Annotated in this window: 10 protein-coding genes; 5 read left to right on the top strand and 5 right to left on the bottom strand. The window is 73.5% G+C overall.

Annotation, left to right across the window (positions count from 1 at the left end; genetic code table 11):
• Positions 1-248: 248 nt before the first annotated feature.
• Both ACIBCT_RS24115 and ACIBCT_RS24110 read left to right on the top strand, forming a co-directional pair.
• Positions 249-1,085, top strand: coding sequence for an alpha/beta fold hydrolase (locus ACIBCT_RS24115; RefSeq protein ID WP_399192059.1), 837 nt, complete (start codon positions 249-251; stop codon positions 1,083-1,085).
• Positions 1,078-1,677: a TetR/AcrR family transcriptional regulator gene (locus tag ACIBCT_RS24110; RefSeq protein ID WP_399192057.1), complete on the top strand. Its 600-nt coding sequence runs from the start codon at positions 1,078-1,080 to the stop codon at positions 1,675-1,677. The genes ACIBCT_RS24115 and ACIBCT_RS24110 overlap by 8 nt, the downstream gene beginning before the upstream one ends.
• A 132-nt stretch (positions 1,678-1,809) precedes the next feature.
• Here the strand turns inward: ACIBCT_RS24110 and ACIBCT_RS24105 are convergent, their stop codons facing one another.
• Complete coding sequence (locus ACIBCT_RS24105; RefSeq protein ID WP_399192055.1) at positions 1,810-2,511, bottom strand: TetR/AcrR family transcriptional regulator; 702 nt, start codon at positions 2,509-2,511, stop codon at positions 1,810-1,812.
• 36 nt (positions 2,512-2,547) lie between these two features.
• Between ACIBCT_RS24105 and ACIBCT_RS24100 the strand changes: the two genes are divergently transcribed.
• The 3 genes from ACIBCT_RS24100 to ACIBCT_RS24090 all read left to right on the top strand — a co-directional run bounded on the left by ACIBCT_RS24100 (position 2,548) and on the right by ACIBCT_RS24090 (position 5,418).
• Positions 2,548-2,955, top strand: coding sequence for a PPOX class F420-dependent oxidoreductase (locus ACIBCT_RS24100; protein WP_399192053.1), 408 nt, complete (start codon positions 2,548-2,550; stop codon positions 2,953-2,955).
• Positions 2,906-3,907 (top strand): IS5 family transposase, encoded by a 1,002-nt coding sequence (locus ACIBCT_RS24095; protein WP_399192051.1) that lies wholly within the window; start codon positions 2,906-2,908, stop codon positions 3,905-3,907. Before ACIBCT_RS24100 ends, ACIBCT_RS24095 begins: the two co-directional genes overlap by 50 nt.
• A 260-nt stretch (positions 3,908-4,167) precedes the next feature.
• The gene (locus tag ACIBCT_RS24090) at positions 4,168-5,418 is read left to right on the top strand and encodes a serine hydrolase domain-containing protein (RefSeq protein WP_399192049.1); all 1,251 of its coding nucleotides are present in this window, start codon (positions 4,168-4,170) and stop codon (positions 5,416-5,418) included.
• Between the two features lie 74 nt (positions 5,419-5,492).
• On the opposite strand, the gene ACIBCT_RS24085 is transcribed toward ACIBCT_RS24090, so the two are convergent.
• The 4 genes from ACIBCT_RS24085 to ACIBCT_RS24070 all read right to left on the bottom strand — a co-directional run.
• The gene (locus tag ACIBCT_RS24085; protein ID WP_399192047.1) at positions 5,493-6,302 is read right to left on the bottom strand and encodes a maleylpyruvate isomerase family mycothiol-dependent enzyme; all 810 of its coding nucleotides are present in this window, start codon (positions 6,300-6,302) and stop codon (positions 5,493-5,495) included.
• Positions 6,303-6,514: 212 nt separating this feature from the next.
• On the bottom strand, positions 6,515-8,065 hold the full coding sequence (locus ACIBCT_RS24080; RefSeq protein WP_399192045.1) for an MFS transporter: 1,551 nt from the start codon (positions 8,063-8,065) through the stop codon (positions 6,515-6,517).
• Positions 8,046-12,176, bottom strand: a complete 4,131-nt coding sequence (locus ACIBCT_RS24075; RefSeq protein WP_399192043.1) for an AMP-binding protein — start codon at positions 12,174-12,176, stop codon at positions 8,046-8,048. Before ACIBCT_RS24075 ends, ACIBCT_RS24080 begins: the two co-directional genes overlap by 20 nt.
• Positions 12,173-17,292 (bottom strand): amino acid adenylation domain-containing protein (locus ACIBCT_RS24070; RefSeq protein WP_399192041.1); only part of this gene is annotated, 5,120 nt, incomplete at its 5' end. The genes ACIBCT_RS24070 and ACIBCT_RS24075, both read right to left, overlap by 4 nt.

Raw genomic sequence — 17,292 nt, 5'->3', positions numbered from 1 at the left:
CCCCGGGACATGGATCACCACTTATTTTTAACCGTGAAGAGAGCGCTCCCGCAGCAAGGGTGATTGCACTGACATTCGCTGTCAAGGCTCTTTACATGGTTTCGGACCCGGGTCGTCGGAGTCGGCTCAGGGAACGTTCCCCGAGGAGGAGGCCGTCACTTCCGGCTGTGCCGGGGCGTCGGCGTTGACAGGTTTGGCTAATGACAGTAGCTTTTAGCTAATCGAATTAGCCAAACCTGGAGGACGTCGTGACCGAACACCTTGCCGTCGACGGCGGCACGATCGCTTACGAGGTGGCGGGGTCCGGCCCGCTGATCGTCCTCGCACACGGCATGGGCGACAGCCGGGCCGCGTACCATGCCGTGATCCCGCGGCTGGTGGCGGCGGGGTACCGGGTCGCCGCGGTCGACCTGCGCGGCTGCGGCGAGTCCAGCGTCGGCTGGCCGGCCTGGAGCCGCACCGACATCGCCGGGGACCTGCTCGCCGTGATCCGCCACCTGGGCGGCCCGGCCGTGCTCGTCGGCCACTCGATCTCCGGCGGCGCCGCCACCATCGCCGCGGCGACGGAGCCCTCGCTGGTCACCGCAGTCGTCGAGCTGGCACCGTTCACCCGCAGGCAGTCGATCCGCCTCGGCGACCTGCGGGTCAAGCGCTTCCGGCGGGGCATGCTGCGTCTGCTCGGCACGGCCGCGTTCGGCAGCGTGGCGCTCTGGCGCTCCTACCTCGACGTGGCCTACCCCGGCGTGAAGCCGGCCGGCTGGGCCGGGCGGCTCGACCGCATCGACTCCCTGCTGCGCGAGCCGGGCCGGATGAAGGCCCTGCGGGGCATGGGCGGCAGCGCCCCGGCCGACGCCGGTGCGCAGCTCGGCAACGTCCGCTGCCCGGTCCTGGTCGTGATGGGCACGCTCGACCCCGACTGGACCGACCCGCACGCCGAGGGGTCGGCGATCGTCGACGCCCTGCCGCCCGGCCTCGGCCGCCTGGAGATGATCGAGGGCGCCGGGCACTACCCGCACGACCAGTTCCCCGAGCGGGTGGCCGAGCTCGTGCTGGCCTTCCTCCGATCGGAGGGCGCCCGTGCCTAGGGCCGGTCTCGACCCGGCGGCCGTGGTCGCGGCCGGGGCCGCCCTCGCCGACGAGGTGGGCCTCACCGGCCTGACGATGGGGTCGCTGGCCGAGCGGCTGGGCGTGCGCGCCCCGTCCCTGTACAAGCACGTGGACGGCCTGGAGGACCTCAACCGGCGCATCGCGGTCCTGGCGCTGGGCGAGGCCGCCGACGCCATCGGCGACGCGGTCCAGGGGTACGCGGGCCGCGACGCACTGGCTGCCGCGGCGCGCGCCTTCCGCGCCTTCGTCCTGAAGCACCCCGGCCGGTACGCCGCGACGATCGGCGTGGAACCGTCCGGCCCGGACGACCCGCTGGTCACCGCCGGTCTGCGGGCGCTCGGCGCGTTCACGGCGGTCCTGCGCGGCTACGAGATCGGGGAGTCCGAGATGGACCACGCCCTGCGCATGCTCCGCAGCCTCTTCCACGGCTTCGCCACGCTGCAGGTGGCCGGCGGCTTCCAGTGGAGCGCCGACGTCGACGAGAGCTTCGAGTGGCTGATCGCCTTCACCGACCGAGGCCTGCGCTCCCTGAGAACGCCGTCGGCGATCGCGCCCGCCGAGGCGGTCTAGGCCGTGTGTCGTAAGTGGCTGGGGACAGTTGCCCGCCTGACGTGATGACAGTGGACACGGCAGGTTCCGGATCGGCGGACAGGCGCCTCTGGACGGGCGGCCGTCTCTCGTCCGGCTCGACGGCTACGGCGACTACCGCTGGTGTTCCGTGCGGACGATCCCGGATCCGACGCGGTGAACGTCTTCAGATGAGCGAGGTGATTCCCGTGGGCGTGCCGCCGGGCCGTACGCGGCGAGGAAGACCCGTACCGCGCCCTCGACATGGTGGTCCAGCTCCGAGGCGGTGGGAGCGCGGTCGTCACCGAGCAGCATGGCCTGGTTGACCGGTGCGGACATGACGAGCCAGTTGAACTGGGTCGCGGCGGTGACCGGGTCGGCTGCCAGCAGCGCCCCCCGGGCGTCGAGGTCGGCGAACGCCTTGGCCAGCGCCGCGATCGTTCGTCCGGGACCGCGTTCGTAGAAGGTGCGGCCGAGCTCGGGAAAGCGAGAGGTCTCGCCGATCACCAGCCGGCGGAGCTGGAGGACGCGCGGGCGCAGCACGAGCGCGAGCTGCCGCCGGGCCAGCTCGCGCAGGTCCGCCTCGACATCCTGGGTGTCGGCGAGGCCGGACACCGCGTCCTGGACGACCTGGCCGGCCTCGTCGACGGTGGCGGCGACGATCTCGAGGAACAGCCGCCGCTTGTCGGTGAAGTGCTTGTAGACGGTCGGCTTCGACACCCCGGCGACCGCGGCCACCTCCTCCACGGTGGTGCCCAGGTAGCCGTTGCGCAGGAACACCTCCGTCGCGGCGTCGAGGATGGCACGGTGCTTACGGTCGGAGCGGTTCTCACCCATTGCGCAAGACTAAACTGAACGGTGTAGTTTGCCGTAATGGCTTTCACCGATGAAGAGATCACGTACCTGCGCTCGCAGCCGCTCGGACGGCTGGCCACCCTCGGCGAGGGCGGACAGCCCGATGTCGTACCCGTGGCCGTCGAGTTCGACGGGACCTTCCTGTGGGTCGGCGGTGCCGGTACCGTGCGCGACACCCGCAAGTTCCGCAACATCGCCTCCGGAAACCACAAGGTGGCGCTGGTGGTCGACGACCTCGTGTCGCTCGAACCGTTCATCGCCCAGGGCATCCGCGTGTACGGCGACGCCGAGCAGCCCTTCGAGCGGGTCGGCCTGATCGGCCCCGGCACCTACCTGCGCATCACGCCGACCGTGTCGTGGAGCTGGAATCTCGCGGGTGAGCCCGCCGGCGAGGAGTGGTACCCATCGAACAAGATCGTGCACTGACCGCGCCTGCGGTACGGCTCGACGTGCCATTCAGCGTGGCCGGCGTGGCGGTGACGAGGCGGTTCGATGTGACCGACGCGCAGGGGCGGTACTGGAACCGCTGCTGCCCAAGAGGAAGAAGCCTGGCCGACCACCGAAGTGGAGTAGACGACAGCTGATCGACGGAATCCGGTGGCGAATCCGGGTTGGTCCGCCGTGGCGGGACGTGCCGGCCTGTCACGGACACCGGCGCACGGTGTACGGGCTGTTCCGGCGGTGGCAGCGCGAGGGTATCTGGACTCGGATCCTGGCCGGGTTGCGGGGTCATGCTGACACGTCGGGTCTGATCGACTGGGACATAAGTGTGGATTCCACGATCGCTCGGGCGCATCAGCACGCCGCCGGCGCCGGGCGACAGTCGCACCTGCAAGGTGAGCCGCCGGGTGGTGCTGGTGGCGCGGAGCCGGACGATCACGCGTTGGGCCGGCCTCGGGGCGGTTGGACGACCAAGCTGCACCTGGCCTGCGAGCAGGGGCGCAAGGTGCTGTCGATGGTGCTCACTGCCGGACAACGCGGAGACTGTCCGCAATTCATCACGGTGCTCGGCCGGATCCGGGTCCCGCGCGTTGGTGGTGGTCGGCCGCGCAGCCGCCCGGACCGGGTTTTGGCTGACAAGGCGTACAGCAGCAGGGCCAACCGTGCCTACCTGAGCCAACGGTCGATCCGCTGCGTCATCCCGATCAAGGCCGACCAGGTCGCCCACCGCCGCACCCGTGGCTCACGGGGTGGGCGACCACCAGCCTTCGACAAGGTCGCCTACCGGCTACGACACGCCGTCGAGTGCGGCATCAACTTGCTCAAACAACACCGCAGCGTGGCGACCCGCTACGACAGACTTGCCGTGCGGTACGAAACCATCGTAATCATCAACATGATCGACACCTGGGTCCGTCGTATCGAACGCCACTTGTGACACACGGCCCAGTGCCGCGTCAGGTGACGTTCGCCCCGTCGCGAACCGCCGTCCAGCTGCCGCGCCGGACGGCACCGGGCCACCGTGATGAACAGCGTGGCCGAACGCGTACAAGTCCGTGACATCGACCACCGTGCGGCCGGTGGCGCGCGGTGAGCAGGCCCGCCTGACCGCCGGGTAAGCCCGCCTTACCACGTGCCTACGGCAGTCGCGCCGCGGAGCAAGCCGGTACATGAAGCGGAAGACGCATGCTGGGCGCCATGACCATTCGTCGACCCGGTACGTTCGCCTCGCGGCTGGGAGCCGCGACCCTGGCCGCCGCGCTGCTCGCGGCGGACCCCGCAGTCGCCGTCGCGGACGGCGGCCTCGACCGGCAGCGGCTGCGCCGGACGCTGGACGCCGTGCACGAGGCCGGCATGTACGGCATCCACTCGAACGTCGTGGACGGACGGCGGAGCTGGAAGGGCGCCGCAGGCGTCGCCGACGTCGAGACCCGCCGCCCGATGCGTCCCGAGATGGTGCACCGGGCCGGGAGCATCACCAAGTCGTTCGTCGCGGTGGCCGTGTTACAGCAGGTCGGCAAGGGCACGATCGAGCTCGATGCCCCCGTCGGCCGCTATCTGCCGGATGTGATCCCGGGTGAGCGCGGGCGGCAGATCACCGTACGCATGCTGCTCGACCACACCAGCCACATCGCCAACCACACCGGGGTGATCTTCCCGACGGTCGAGAGCCTGGACGCCAACCGCTTCCGTGCCTTCCCGCCGGAGGAGCTGGCGCGGGCGGGGCTCGGCGCCCCCGCGACCGGGCGGCCGGGGGTGACACCCGGGGCGTACTCGAACACGAACTTCGTCATCGCCGGCCTGCTGCTGGAGAAGGTGACGGGCATGAGCGCCGAGCGGTACATCACCGACCACGTCTTCCGGAAGGCCGGGCTGCGGCACACGTCGTTCCCGCGGACGCCGTACCTGCCCGGGCCGAACTCCAAGGCGTACGAGGCGCTCTTCGGGTTCTTCGACCCGCCCAGGGACTACAGCGTCTACAACATGTCCTGGGCCTGGACCTCGGGTGCGGTCGTCTCGACGATGGAGGACCTCAACCGCTTCTTCCGGCTGCTGCTGCGCGGCGAACTGCTCGACGCGGCCCTGCTCGCCGAGATGCAGAAGACCGTGTCCATCCGGTCGTTCTCGGGCGCCGTGATCGACTACGGTCTCGGGATCTTTCCCGTCGACCTGCCGTGCGGCAGGTTCTGGGGGCACGACGGGAGCGTCCCCGGCATGCAGACCTTCGCGTTCTCCGATGCCGGCGGCGGCCGCCAGTTCGCCTTCGGCGTCAACCTGAGGAACTACCAGCGGCTCGACGAGAACGGTGCTCCGGTCACGCACGCCATCGACCTCGCGATCGGGGACCACCTGCTGGAGGCGGCGTGCGGGCCCGACGCGGGGACGGCGGCCAAGGCGACGCGGCCGCTCTCACCGATCGGCGTGGACGGGGGCACGGCCACCCCCTGACGGCCCGGTACTCCCGCGGACCTCACGGCATCGGTGCCGTGTAGCGATCCTGGGAGACCTCCGGCCTGGACGGGCTAGAAGCCCGGGAACACCCGGCGCAGGTCCTCCAGGGTGACCCCGTCGCCGGTCACCGTCACCGACGCCGGGGTGTGCTCCTGCGCCAGCCTGCCGGTGAGCAGGCGGATCCACGCCTCCGCGGGCAGGGACAGCACCACGTCGGCCCGCTCGGGGGCCTCGCTGAAGCCGACGGTCTCGCCGAGGGTCAGGCCCAGCACGCGCTCGGGGCCGGTGGTCTCCACCCGCAGGGTGGTGGCCAGGCGCGGGTCCAGGGCGTCGGACCTGCCGATGAAACCGATGAGGAAACCGAGCGGCCCGGCGTGCAGGTCGGTCAGCACCCCGGCGGTCTCCGGCGCGAGGGCGGCCGCGGGGTCGAAGGCGACCCGCACGTCCCAGGTGTGCAGGGCGGTCTCGTTCAGGCGCATCCCGGCCACCAGCGCGACGTCACCGGGCTCGGGCAGGAAGCCCAGCTTGATCCGCAGCTCCTCGCGGGCGGCGGCGTCCAGGCTCTCGTACGCGGAGACGAGCTCGGCGTCCGCGGGCGCGAAGTCCTCGGCCTGCTCCTTGGGGCCCTTGGCGTTCCAGCGGTCCCAGACCGAGTTCATGAAGTCCGAGTCCGGGGCGTCCCGGCCCTCCTGTGCCGCGCGCAGCGTGGCCAGGCCGATCTCCGCGCCGCTGCCCAGGTGGCTGAGCACCTGGGCGACGGTCCACTCCGAACAGGCCGAGGGCCGGGTGAGGTCGGCGGCGTCCAGGTCGCGGACGAAGGCGGTCAGGTCGTCATGGGTGGTGCGCAGGGCCGCGACGGTCCTGTCGGCGAGGGTGGTCATGGGTCTCCTGACGGGGTGGCGCGGGACACGGCGGCCGGGACGGCCGGGCCGGCCGGCCGCGTGCATCGTACCGGCCCACCGGCGCGCCGCCGGGACGACCGGCCGGTGACGGCCCCTCCCGCGGTGGGGAGGACCGGCCGGTGACGGGTTCTCCCGCGGTGGGGAGGACCGGCCGGTGACGGACCCTCCCGGTGGGAAGGGCCCGCGACCGGTCAGGTGCCGGGGATCTCCTTCACCTTCGGGATCGGGGAGAAGACCAGCAGCAGGATGGGCAGGATGGCCCCGGCGACGACCGCGAACAGGATGGCCGTGCGCAGGCCCAGGGTCTCGCCGAGCAGGCCCGCGCCCAGGGCGCCCAGCGGTGCAGGGATCAGGCCGAGGGAGTAGATCGTGCCGATCACCCTGGCCTGCAGGTGCGGCGGCGTGATCGACTGGACCAGGGTCATGTTGCTGACGAAGAACACCTGGTTGCTCGCCCAGACGATGAACTGGGAGAGGCCGAGCATCCCGGCGGCCAGCCAGACCGGCCCGGACGCGAACGGGATCAGCAGCAACGCGCAGTTGCCGACGACCGTGCTCCACAGCAGCGTCGGGCCGATCCCGATGCCGCGCATGGTCCTCACCGACATGGTCGCGCCGAGGATGGCGCCGACACCGCCGGTCGCCATCACGATGCCCACCCACTCCGGGGGCAGGTTCGGCCCGCCCCGCAGCAGGAACAGCACGTAGATCGACTGCATCGCGCCCATGACGAAGAACGAGTACAGCCCGCTGGCGATGGCCAGCGGCCGGATCATCGGCTGGTCCATGATCCACTTGAAGCCCGCCCAGATCGCCCGGTGCACGCTCCCGGCCGTCTCCTCGTCGGGGACGGGGGCGTCCTCGCGCTTGCGGATGAGCATGATCGCGATCGCGGAGAACAGGTAGGTGAGCACGTCGATCATGATGAGCAGCGGCGCGGCCACCACCTTGAGCAGTGCCGAGCCGACGCCCGGACCGGCCGTCTGCGCCAGCGACTCGCTCAGCTGCAGCTTGCCGTTGCCCTCGCCGAGCTGGTGCAGCGGGACGAGGAGCGGGAAGTAGGAGCGGTAGGCGACCTGGAACAGCACCGACAGCAGGCTCAGGAAGAACACGACGACGTACAGCACGCCGAGCGTGAGGGAGTCCATCACGTACAGCAGCGGCACCAGGGCGAGCACCGCGGCCCGGCCCAGGTCCGACCAGATCAGCACCGGCCGCTTGCGCATCCGGTCGATGTAGACGCCGAACAGCAGGAAGCCCAGCATCGGCAGCCGGAGCAGCGCGCCGAGGATGCCCATCTCGGTCGAGCTCGCGCCCAGCGTGACGATGGCGATCAGCGGGATCACCAGGTAGGAGATCTGCGAGCCGAACTGGGAGAGGGTCTGGCCGGTCCACAGCCGGAGGAAGTCCTGGTTGCTCCAGAGGCTTCCGCCGCCCTGACCGGGTCGCTCGCCCTCCCCGGTGTCCTTGGGGTCCGCGGGCCCGTCGGGGCCGCCGGGAGCGCCGGGAGCGCCGCCGTCCCCGAGCGCGGCCGGGTCCGTCGGTCCCGCGGCCTCTCCGGCGGGGCCGACGACCCCGGCGGGCGCGGCCGGTCCCGCGGGCTCCCCGGGAGGGCCGGTGACGGTCGCGGGCGCGGCCGGTCCGGCGGACGGGGCGCCGCCGGGGCTCTCGGCGCCGTCCGCGAGCCGGGGCGGTCCCGCGTTCCCGGCGCCCCGGGTGCTCTCAGTGTCCGGTGACACCATGGTCGATCCAACTCCTCAGCTTGGCGGCCGCCTCGGCGACCAGGGGTTCGAACAGGATGACCACGCGCTCGCCGGGGATCGCCTCGATCGCGAGGTTCCCCTTCACCACGTCGCCCCAGCCCAGGTCGGGCCGGTCCCCGGTGGGGGCGAACAGCGCCACGTCACCGTCGTACGGCTCGTGCCGGTAGCGGCCGACCGCGTGCGCGTTGGCCCGGAACACCCGCAGGAAGCGCCGGGCCTGCTCGACGTCGGCGGTGTCGGGGGCCAGCCGCTGCTCCCGGCTCGCCGCGGCGATGACGGCCACCAGCATCTCCTCCGGGCCGAGCCCGGCGAACTCCGCCGCGTCGGCCTCCAGCGGCCCCCCGGCCAGCGCGTGGGTCATCAGGGAGGCGTCGTCCTCCAGCGAGCTGTTGATCACGGGCTCGTCGGCGTCGGAGTAGAACAGCACCAGCAGCGGGACCTCCTCGCCGAGGTCGCGCAGCCGCCGGGCCATCTCCATCGCGATGTTCCCGCCGATGCAGAAACCGCCCAGCACGTACGGGCCGTGCGGCCGGACGGCGCGCAGCCGCTCGACGTAGTCCTCGACCATGTCGGCCATGGTGGTGTGCGGGTCCTCGCCCGGGGCCAGCCCGGCGGCGGCGATCGCGTAGACGGGCTGGTCGGGACCGAGCCTGCGGGCCATCGGCTGGTAGCGGAAGACCTGCCCGCCCAGGGCGTGCACCAGGACGATCGGCGGGCGGTCCCCCTCGGCGTTGAGCGTCACCAGCCGCTGCTCGCTCAGGTCCTCGGGGCGGCGCAGCACGTCCGCCAGGCCCGCCACGGTCGGCGAGGCCAGCACGGTGGCCACCGGCAGGTCCCTGCCGAACTCCCGCCTGATCCGCACGGCCAGCCGCAGCGCCAGCAGCGAGTGCCCGCCCAGGTCGAAGAAGTCGTCGAACACCCCGACCATGGGGACGTCGAACAGCTCCTCCCAGATCGCCGCGACCCGTCCCTCGACCGGGTCCCTGGGCGGCACCCGGAAGGCGTCGCCGCCCGTCCGCTCCGGCGCGGGCAGGGCCTTGCGGTCCAGCTTGCCGTTGTGGGTGAGGGGGAGCGCGTCCAGCGTCACCCAGGCCGAGGGGATCATGTGCTCGGGCAGCCGGGAACGCAGCCGGGCACGCCAGTCGACGGTCTCGGCGGTCACCACGTAACCGATCAGCCGGTCGCCCTCGGCGACGACGGCCGCGGCCCGGACCTCGGGCTCGGCCAGCAGCGCGGCCTCGATCTCGCCGGGTTCGACGCGCATTCCGCGGATCTTGGTCTGGGTGTCGAGGCGGCCGAGGTAGTCGAGTTCGCCGTCGGGTCGCCAGCGGGCGCGGTCTCCGGTGGCGTACAGGCGGGAGCCGGGGGGTCCGTAGGGATCGGGCAGGAAGCGTTCGGCGGTCAGAGCGGGGCGGCCGAGGTAGCCGCGGGCCACCTGCACCCCGCCGATGAACAGCTGCCCGGGGGTTCCCACCGGGGTCCGGCCGAACCGCTCGTCGAGCACCTCCAGGCGGGTGTTGTCGACCGGGCGGCCGATCGGGACCGTCGGCTCGGACGGGTCGCACCGGTGCCAGGAGACGTCGACCGCGGCCTCGGTGGGGCCGTAGAGGTTGTACAGCTCCACCCCGGGCAGCCGCTCGGCGAAGCGCCGCACCAGGTCGGCGGGGAGCGCCTCGCCCGAGCACACCACCCGGCGCAGGCTGCCCGTACGGGCAGCGACCGGCTCGGCCGGCTCGACCGGCTCGCCTGCGTCGCCCGGCTCGCCCGGCGCGTCCGCGACGGACGCCTTGGCGATGTCCACCAGGAGCGCGGTCGCGGTCTCCCCGACGTTCCCGGTGTCCCGGGTGTCCCGGGTGCCCTGGGCGTCCGCGCCGGCGGCGGGGACGGGGTCCGCGCCGAGGTCGGGGGTGTCGAGGAACGCGTCCAGCATGGACGGCACGAAGTGCGCCGTGGTGACCTTCTCGGTCTCGATGAGGTCGAGGAGGTGACCGGGCTCGTAATGCCCGCCCGGCCGGGCCACCACCATGCCCGCGCCGGTGAGCAGCGGCCAGAACAGCTCCCACACCGACACGTCGAACGAGATCGGCGTCTTGTGCAGCACCCGGTCGGCCGCGGTGAGCCGGTAGGTCCCCTGCATCCAGCGCAGCCGGTTGACGATCGCCCGGTGCGAGACCCCGACGCCCTTGGGACGCCCGGTCGACCCGGACGTGAAGATCACGTACGCCAGCGCGTCCGGCAGGTCCTCGGCCAGGCCGGCGACGAGGTCGGCGGGGTCGGCGAGATCGGCGGCCCGGCCGGTCGACACGGGCGGCAGCACGACGACGCGCACCCCTTCCGGCGCCTCGTCGGCGAGGTCGGCGGAGGTCAGCAGGACCGAGGCCCCGGCGTCGTCGAGCATGCCGCGCATCCGGGCGACCGGATGGCCCGGCTCCAGCGGCAGGTAGGCGCCCCCGGCCGCGAGCACGCCCAGCAGGGCGGCCGGAAGGTCCGCGCTCCGTTCGAGCAGCACCCCCACCGGACGGTCGTGCGACACCCCGGCCCGGTACAGCTCGGCGGCGATCGCCGAGGCGCGCGCGGCCAGCTCGCGGTAGGTGACCCAGGAGCCCTCGAAGCCCACCGCCGGGGCGTCGGGGGTCAGCGCGGCCTGCGCGAAGAACAGGCCGTGCAGGGTGCCGCCCGCAGGGTGGGCGCGGCCGGTGGCGTTCCACCGGTCGATCGTCTCGTTCTCCGCCGGGTCCTCGCCCGGCTCGCCGGTCAGCGCGGCGATCACCCGTCCGGCCAGGGACTCCATCTGCTCGCGCGGGAACTGCGAGGCGTCGTAGGACAGCGTGAGGGTCAGGCCGCCCCCGGGCAGGCGGACGAAGGCCACCGTGCACGGCATGTCGGTCTGCTCGAAGAACTCCTGCCCGGTGATGGCCACGCCGTCGGCCGACCGGCCCCCGTACACGTGGAAGTCCCGGAAGTCGAACAGGGTGTCCAGCAGCGGCGAGCGCCCGGCGGCCTGCTGGATCTCGAACAGCGGGTAGTGCCGGTGGGGCACCGCGGCCACCTCGGCGTCGAACACCCGCCGGATCAGCCCGGCCCGGTCGCCCGCGTCGAGGCGCACCCGCAGCGGCAGCGTGTTCAGGAACAGCCCCAGCACCTCGCCGCCGCCCTCGTTCTCCGGGCGGCCGTGGCCGAGGACGCCGGCCATCACGTCCCGCTCCCCGGTGACGTGCCCCAGCGCCGTCAGGTAGGCCGTCAGCAGCGTGGTGCGCAGCGGCACCCGCAGCTCGCGGCTCTGCCGCTCCAGCTCCGCCACGGTCCCGTCCGGTACGGGCACGGCCACCACCTGCGCGGCACGCGGGCCACCGGTCGGGTACCCGGGCAGCCGGGGCAACCGGCTCTCCGGGGCGTCCTCGACGCGCTCGCGCCAGAACTCCCGCGCCTGCGCCGAGGCCGTGGCCGCCCGCTCGGCCGCGACCAGGTCGCGGAACAGGGCACGCGGCGGGGCCGGCTCGGGCGCGGGCGCGGAACCGCCGGCCTGCGCGCAGCCCGCGTCGTAGCGGCCCAGCAGCTCGGTGACCAGCGCCGCGACGCTCCAGCCGTCCAGGATCGCGTGGTGGAAGCTGAGGCTGAGCGCGAACTCCTCGTCGTCCAGCACGTGCGCGTACGCCCGCAGCAGCGGCGGGGACGACCAGTCGAACGCGTTGTGCTTCTCCGCCTCCCGCCAGGCCGCCAGCCGTTCCCGCGGGCTCTTCCCGCCGACGCCCGTACCGCTCGCGACGGCCGCGCCGGTACCCGTGCCGGGCGCGCCGGGGACGACCGTCGTCGCGGCGCCGTCACGCAGGTCCACGACCTCCAGCGGGATCGTCACGGTGTCGTGCACGAGCTGCAGCGGCTCGCTGAACCCGGTCAGGTCGAAGGAGGTGCGCAGCACCGGATGCCGGGCCGCGACCCCGGCCAGCGCCCCGGTCAGCGCCGGGACGTTCAGGGCGCCGCGCAGCGTGACGGTCATCAGGTCGTGGTAGGTGGGGCTGCCGGGTTCGAGTTCGCTGTGATACAGCATCCCCGCCTGCAGCGCCGCCAGCGGGTACGCGTCCTCGATCATCGTTCGCCCTTCCTGAGCTTGGCCAGATCCGCGGCGCTGAGCATGCCGAACGCCCCGGCAGGGGTCTCCGGCTCCGGCTCGGCGGCGGGTTCTGCGCCTGGTGTGTCCAGTACGGAGGCCAGCTCGGCCACGGTCTGGTGGGTGAACAGCCGCTGCAGGTCCAGCGTGTAGCCCCGGCGGCGCAGTCCCGCCACCACCGAGAGGCTGAGGATGGAGTCACCGCCGACGGCGAAGAAGCCGTCGTGGCGCCCCACCTTGTCCAGGCCGAGCACCCCCTGCCAGACCTCGGCCACGTCCTGTTCGGCGCCGGGACGCGGGGGTTCCCAGGCCGGGCCGCCGGAGTGCTGCGACGGCGACGGCAGCGCCGCCCGGTCGAGCTTGCCGTTCGGGGTGAGCGGGAGGGCCTCCAGCTCGACCCAGAGGGAGGGGATCATGTGCTCGGGCAGCTCCTCGCGGAGCCGGTCCCGGAGGCGTTCGTGCAGGTCCGCGTCCATCCCGCCCTGCCCGCCGCCCGGTGCCCGCCCGGAGGGGGTGCCGGGCACGTCGGGGGCGGGCCTGCGCACGACGTAGCCGACCAGCCGGGCCCCGCCGGGCCCGTCGGTCACGCCGACCGCCGCGGCGCCCAGCTCCGGGTGACGGGCGAGCGCGGCCTCGATCTCGCCGGGTTCGACGCGCATTCCGCGGATCTTGGTCTGGGTGTCGAGGCGGCCGAGGTAGTCGAGTTCGCCGTCGGGTCGCCAGCGGGCGCGGTCTCCGGTGGCGTACAGGCGGGAGCCGGGGGGTCCGTAGGGGTCGGGCAGGAAGCGTTCGGCGGTCAGGGCGGGGCGGCCGAGGTAGCCGCGGGCCACCTGCACCCCGCCGATGAACAGCTCGCCCGGCATCCCCGCGGGCACCGGGCGCAGCGAACCGTCCAGCACGTACAGGCGGGTGTTGGCCACCGGACGGCCGATCGGCACGGTCGGCTCGCCCGGCGCGTAGCGGTGCCAGGAGACGTCGACCGCGGCCTCGGTGGGGCCGTAGAGGTTGTGCAGCTCCACCCCGGGCAGCCGGCCGGTCAGCCGCTCCGCCGCCGCGGCGGTGAGCTCCTCGCCGCTGCAGATGACCCGGCGCAGCGAGCGGCACTCCTCGATCCGCTCCTCGGCGGTGAAGGCCGCCAGCATCGACGGGACGAAGTGCATCGTGGTGATCGCCTGCGCGGTGACGAGGTCGCGCAGGTAGGCGGTGTCGCGGTGGCCGTCGGGGCGGGCGAGCACCAGGCGCGCGCCGCTGATCAGCGGCCAGAAGAACTCCCACACCGACACGTCGAACCCGGCGGGGGTCTTCTGCAGCACCGCGTCACCGGCGTCCAGCCGGTAGGTCTCCTGCATCCAGCGCAGCCGGTTGACGATCGCCCGGTGCGAGACCCCGACCCCCTTGGGACGCCCGGTCGACCCGGACGTGAAGATCACATACGCCAGCGCGTCCGGCGGGGTCCCCGCCCGGCGGTCCTCCTCCCCGGCGCCGGTGGGGGCGGGGGAGCGGACGGCGCGGTCGAGTTCCACGGCCCCGGCGTCGGCCAGCATGGCCTCCACGCGCCGGTCGGGCAGGCCCGGGTCGAGCGGGAGGTAGGCGGCCCCGGCCTTGAGCACGGCGAGCAGCCGCACCGGCAGGTCGAGCGAGCGCTCCGCCCGTACGGCGAACACCCCGGCGTTCCCGGTGCCGTCGGCGCCCGTCGCGGCGCGGAGCCGCGCGGCCAGGGCCTCGGCCCGGTCGTCCAGCTCGGCGTAGGTGAGGGTCTCCCCCTCGAAGACCACGGCGGGGGCACCGGGGGTGCGCGTCACCTGGGCCTCGATGAGGCCGTGCAACGTCTCCGGCGGCGGGTACGCGGTGCCGGTGGCGTTCCAGCCGGTCAGCACCAGGTCCCGCTCGGCGGGGGAGAGGAGTTCGAGGTCGCCGACCCGGGTGTGCGGGGCGGCGACGGCCGAACGCAGGAACGTCTCGAAGGACGCGGCCATGCGCTCGACGGTCCCGGCCGCGAACAGGTCGCGGTCGTAGACGAACCTCGCGGCCAGGGCGCCCCCGGTCTCCGAGACGTAGAGCTCCAGGTCGAAGCGGGTGGAGGTGGTGTCGGGCGCGAACGGCTCGGTCACCGTCGCCGTCCCGGTCGCCGTCCCGGCCACCGTCGCGGACGGTTTCACGGCCGGGACCGTGCCGCCCAGGTAGCTCTGCAGCGCGAAGAGGGCCTGCACCACGGGCGACCGGGTGGCGTCCCTGGCCAGGTCCAGCTCGGCGACGAGCTTCTCGAACGGCAGCTCCTGGTGGGCGTACACCTCCAGGGCGGCCTCACGGGTACGGGCGAGCAGGTCGGCGAACGTGGGGTCGCCCTCCAGTCGGGCCCGGAGCGGGAGCAGGTTCACGAACAACCCGACCACGTCCTCGAACTCGGCCCGGTCCCGTCCGGCCACCGGCGAGCCCACCGCGAAGTCCCGCTGTCCCGACCAGCGGGAGAGCACGGCCTGGTAGGCGGCGAGCAGCACCATGTAGAGGGTGGCGCCGTTCTCGCGTGCCAGCGCGCCGAGGTCGCCGGTGAGCCCGGGGTCCAGCCGCAGGTCGTACCAGGCTCCCCGGTGCCCCTGCCGGGCGGGCCTGGGCCGGTCGAGGGGAAGCTCCAGCGGGGGCAGCGCGGCCAGCTCCCGCCGCCAGAACTCCAGGTGCCCCTCCAGGCGTTCCCCGGTCAGGCGGTCCCGCTGCCAGAGCGCGTAGTCGCCGTACCCGACGGACGGGTCCGCGCGGCCGGTGCGGCCGGAGAGCAGCTCGTCCAGCAGGAGTTCCGCCGACCAGCCGTCGGCCACGATGTGGTGCACGGCGACCAGCAGCACGTGGTCGTCCGGGCCGAGCCTGACCAGGGTCGCCCGGAGCGGAGGGCCCTCGGTGAGGTCGAAGGGGCGTGCCGCGTCGTCGCTGACGATCCGGCGCGCCTCGGCCTCCGCTCCGGCGTCGGCCGTCGTGCCCGCTCCGGTGTCGGTGCCGGCTCCGGCTCCGGTGTCGGTCGTCGTGCCCGGTCCGGTCTCCGTGCCCGCTCCGGCCTTCGTCCCGGTTCCGGGCGCGGGGACCGCCTCGACGACGCGGAGCGTGACCCGCGCCGCGGGGTCGTCCGCGGGGACGATCCTCACCTCGGGACGCCCGTCGGGGGCGGCGGGGAAACGCATCCGCAGGCTCTCGTGCCGCGTCACGGCCGCGTCCAGCCTCGCGGTCAGCGCCGCGAGGTCCAGCGGCCCGCGCAGCCGTGCCGCCGCGGGCAGGACGTAGGCGCCCGTGCCGGGGCTGAACTGCTCCATGAACCAGAGCCGTTCCTGCGCGAACGACAGCGGCGGTGCCGTGCCCTCCGGACGCCGGACCGGGCCGGGCCCCGCGGCGGTGCCGGGACCCTCCTGGGCCAGCTCGTCGAGCGCCTGCGCCAGCCGCCGTACGGACGAGTGGCTGAAGGCCAGCTTCAGCGGGACGTCCAGCCCGGTCGCGGCGGAGAGCCTGGCGATGGTCCTGGTCGCGAGCAGTGAGTGACCGCCGAGCTGGAAGAAGTCGTCAAGCACCCCGACCCGTTCGACGCCCAGCACCTCGGCCCAGACCGCGCAGACCAGTTCCTGCGTGGCGCTCTCCGGGGCCAGGTACCCCTCGTCGGAGCGGTGTTCGGGGGCGGGCAGCGCCGCCTGGTCGACCTTTCCGCTCGGGGTGAGCGGGATGTGCGCGATCTCCACCACGGCGCTCGGCACCAGGTGCGGCGGCAGTTCCGCGGTGAGGTGCTCGCGCAGGTCCTCGCCACCGGGCCGTCCGCCGACCGGCGGAGCGGTCTCCGGGCCTTCCGCGTCCGGCTCACCCGGGGGGCGCCCGCTCGTGACGGACCCGTCAGGGACGGACCCGTCAGGGACGGGCTCGCCGGGGACGAGGTCCCGGGGGACGACGTAGGCGACCAGGCGGCGGTCGCCGGGGGTGTCCTCCCTGACCGTCACCGTGGCCCGCGCCACCCGGGGGTGGGCCAGCAGCCGGGCCTCGATCTCACCGGGCTCCACGCGGTAGCCGCGGATCTTCACCTGGCGGTCGAGGCGGCCGAGGATCTCCAGGCGGCCGTCCGGCCGGAACCTGGCCCGGTCGCCGGTGCGGTAGAGACGCGCCCCGGCCGGGCCGTACGGGTCGGGAACGAAGCGCTCGGCCGTCAGCGCGGGCGAGCCCAGGTAGCCGCGGGCGAGGCCGTCGCCGCCGATGCAGAGCTCACCCGGTACGCCCACCGGGACCGGTGCCCCGTCGCGGTCCAGCACGTGGACGCGGGTGCCGGAGAGCGGGTGGCCCACGGTGGGCCGCCTGGACGCCTCGGAGGGGTCGAGCTCCCCGGCGGTGGCGATGATCGTCGTCTCGGTCGGCCCGTAGCTGTTGACCAGGGTGACGCGCTCGCCGTGCGTCTCGTACCAGGTGGCGAGCACCGGTGCGGGCAGCGGGTCGGCGCCCAGGATCAGCAGGCGCAGCGCCGCGGGCCAGGCGATCCGGGCCGCGACCAGCTCCTGCCAGTAGGAGGTGGGCAGGTCCATCACGGTCAGCGACGCGCCCGCCGGGGTCCGCAGGAAGTCGGGGAGCGGCTCGTCCGGGGCGAGCACCAGCTCCGCCCCCGAGGTGAGCGCGGGGTAGATCTCCTCGGCGTGGGTGTCGAAGCCCACCGAGGCGAACTGGAGCACCCGGTCGTCGGGCCCGACACCGTACTCGGCGCGCATCCACGCCACCCGCGCGTCCAGCGCCCGCCGCTCGACCTGCACGCCCTTGGGGCGGCCGGTCGAACCCGAGGTGTAGATCACGTACGCCAGGTTCGCCGGGCTCGCGGAGCTCGCGGAACTCGCGGAGCTCGGGACCCGGAGGCCGGTGGCCGTGTCCCCGCTGGACGTCGTGGTGTCACCGACGGACGGGCCGTCGGCGACGCCCTCCAGCGAGATCACCGGCACGTTCCCGTCGACGGTGCCCTGCAGGAGATCGGAGCCGCCCTGCGAGCCGGCACCGTCCTGCGAGCCGGCACCGTCCTGCGAGCCGGCACCGTCCTGCGAGCCGGCACCGTCCTGCGAGCCGGCACCGTCCTGCGAGCCGGCACCGTCCTGCG

The organism is Streptosporangium sp. NPDC050855, from assembly GCF_044456585.1.
Classification (GTDB): Bacteria; Actinomycetota; Actinomycetes; order Streptosporangiales; family Streptosporangiaceae; genus Streptosporangium; species Streptosporangium longisporum.
Note: the sequence above shows the minus strand (reverse complement) of the source record. Positions and strands in the feature narration are given on the sequence as shown.